Consider the following 2,347-nt stretch of genomic DNA (forward strand, 5'->3'; position numbering starts at 1 on the left):
CCACACCAGATGCCGGATATACGACTGCATGCGCTTTCCAGCTGCCAAACCTATCGTTCAGTTTCCTTGATTTCCGGGGGAGTCCATATACGTAGGGTTGGGCGTCATGTCAGCGTTGCCATTTCGCTTGGGTCTGGCGGTCGAACGTACGAGAGAGCCTGGCGGTCGCAGGCTCCGAACTGGGCGTAGTTCCTTATTGCCTCGGTGAGACTAACGCGGTTTGCACCACCACAAAACGCTGGGTCCTCGAACTGTATGAGGTCGTCCTCCCAGAAGCACACAGGGCAAATTTCGTATGACCCAGGACAAAGGTCGTCAAGCGTGCGATGCCCGCACTTTCACCTACGAAGTAACGCGCCATGCCCGGCGCACACGTAGAGCTAATCGGCGCTGCGCGGCTTTGTCGCGCAGCGTCCAGAGAGCGAAGGCCATGTTAGAGGTTTGTTTTTGCATAGCGCAACCTAAAGAAGAAACCGATGCCACCACCAACCAGCACCAGCACAGGAGCGACCCAAGAAACACCGATATAGAGAGCGCCGGCCTCTGCTGCTATGGTTGGCCCCACATACGGGTCCAGAATTTCCGCCACTTGGCCTGCGAAGAAGAGGCCAACGCTTGGCAGCACGAGTAGCAAAAGCCAAGGTTGATAGCGTGCGGCTAGAGCGGCCGCAACTGTGCCAAATGTGCACCAAAGCGAAATCGTGAAGAGCGAATGCTCTTTGTCCATGACCTCGGCGTATGCGAACACTGGGCACAAAGCAATGATGGCAACGAGGGCGCGCATGAAACCTCTAACGTTGAAAATCACCGGTAGCTGGTCGCCCAAGCTTTGCGCGAAGGCGATTTGCCAATTGGACATAGTTAAGAGCAGCCTCTTTGGTTGGATTGAAGTCTTCTGCATGTGCTGCTTGATTGCGTAAAGAACGGAGCTCATGGAAGAGAGCAAGATCTTCGAGGGGTAGTAGGTTAGCCTTGGCAATTGCCCGATAAGTATCTAGAAGAGGACGTGACTCAGAGCCGGGATCGTAAATACCGAGGTCAATAACCAACTTCCTCGCATATGCTTCAACTCCTTGCCAAGCCTCAAGAATTGCAGAGCGTGGATTTATCTCGATAAGTTGTAGGAGCTTTTGCTCTGCTGTGCTTAGAGGCTTTTCAGTCGAGGGCTGAGCAGGTTCCGTTTCAACGGAAGTACGCAATTCACGGAGTTCTCGCTCAAATTCTGCTTCAAGTGGTCCAGCCTTGAGGCGTTTTATAAACGGGAGCAGTGACTGTATTTCTGCCTTAAGCAGCATTACCAAAATGACTGCCGCAACCGGCCATGCGATGCTTTCGATTATTTTGGCAATAAAAGTGAGTGCGTCCATAGGAGACTTGTGGCTAACGTTTTAGGTAAAGTGCGGCCCGCTTGCGGAACGTCCAGCGACAGGAGGGAGCGGCTTTGACCGCCGGGTTAGGTTTGCGCGAAATAGACATAAGCGCCAATTGCGACTGAAAACCAGAAAATCATACCAATTAGTGAGCCCAACTCGGCATCCATCACGTAGTGCCCCCTGCCACTTCGTTGAATTCTCCCGAAGCCGGGTTTCACAAACTCCCTGATTGGCGTGGGTTCAACAAAGACCCTGCCAAAAGTGAATATCGGCACGAGTAACCATGCTGTTCCATAACAGAACAGCTGAAGAACTATCTCGATGATAGGCTGAAGGATTGCCTCAGCTATTGCACCCAGTGGCATAAGCAAACCTAACGTAAAGCTAACCGGCGCTGCGCGGGTTTATGGTGCAGCGTCCAGCGACCGAAGGGAGCGGGGTTGAGCGCCATGTTATGTGTTTGCTGAATAAACATCTAGAACCACCTCGATAGGGCGGAGTTCTGAATGATGTACTCAAGCTCTTCAGGCGATAGGATGCTAGGCGTGTGATTCCGGAGGATTTCTATATCTCCTGAGTGCCCACAGACTTCGCAGAGATATTCAATCACAGCCATTTTTACTTCAGCGGAAATTGAATTATTTCCGCTCCCCTTGGCCTTGTTTATCAAATCTAAAAGTCCGGATTTGATTCTGACATTCTCCTTCGTCTCGGCTTCCGCTGATTCAAACTCAGTACAAAAGTATTCGTCAGATTCTCGTTTTAAAGACTCTAATTTTTCGCTGAAACTCGTCATAGCGTTGTTTACACATAACGAATAGCGTTTATCCGCCGACGCGGACGAGTTTGAAGAAGGTGTGAAGTCATATCGGCGGATAAACCTCGTTGGACTGGACCGCCGGACGGGCGGTGGTTATGGCGATTGTAAGGCGGGCTTTTCCGAAGTCAATCGCATGGCATGAAACAAGGCGGTG

At 51.4% G+C, this 2,347-nt stretch carries 2 protein-coding genes and 1 pseudogene; all 3 read right to left on the reverse strand.

What is annotated here, in order from left to right:
* Positions 1-104 precede the first annotated feature (104 nt).
* A pseudogene (locus tag G474_RS24610) lies at positions 105-323 on the reverse strand (CPCC family cysteine-rich protein); the annotation flags it as partial.
* Positions 324-433: 110 nt separating this feature from the next.
* Positions 434-784 (reverse strand): hypothetical protein, encoded by a 351-nt coding sequence (locus tag G474_RS0117610; RefSeq protein WP_156919335.1) that lies wholly within the window; start codon positions 782-784, stop codon positions 434-436.
* A 7-nt stretch (positions 785-791) separates the two neighbouring features.
* A complete protein-coding gene (locus G474_RS23650) occupies positions 792-1,367 on the reverse strand; it encodes a hypothetical protein (RefSeq protein ID WP_156919336.1) in 576 nt (191 codons plus the stop codon).
* Positions 1,368-2,347: the final 980 nt, after the last annotated feature.

It is taken from the genome of Azovibrio restrictus DSM 23866 (genome assembly GCF_000429665.1).
Taxonomy (GTDB): domain Bacteria; phylum Pseudomonadota; class Gammaproteobacteria; order Burkholderiales; family Rhodocyclaceae; genus Azovibrio; species Azovibrio restrictus.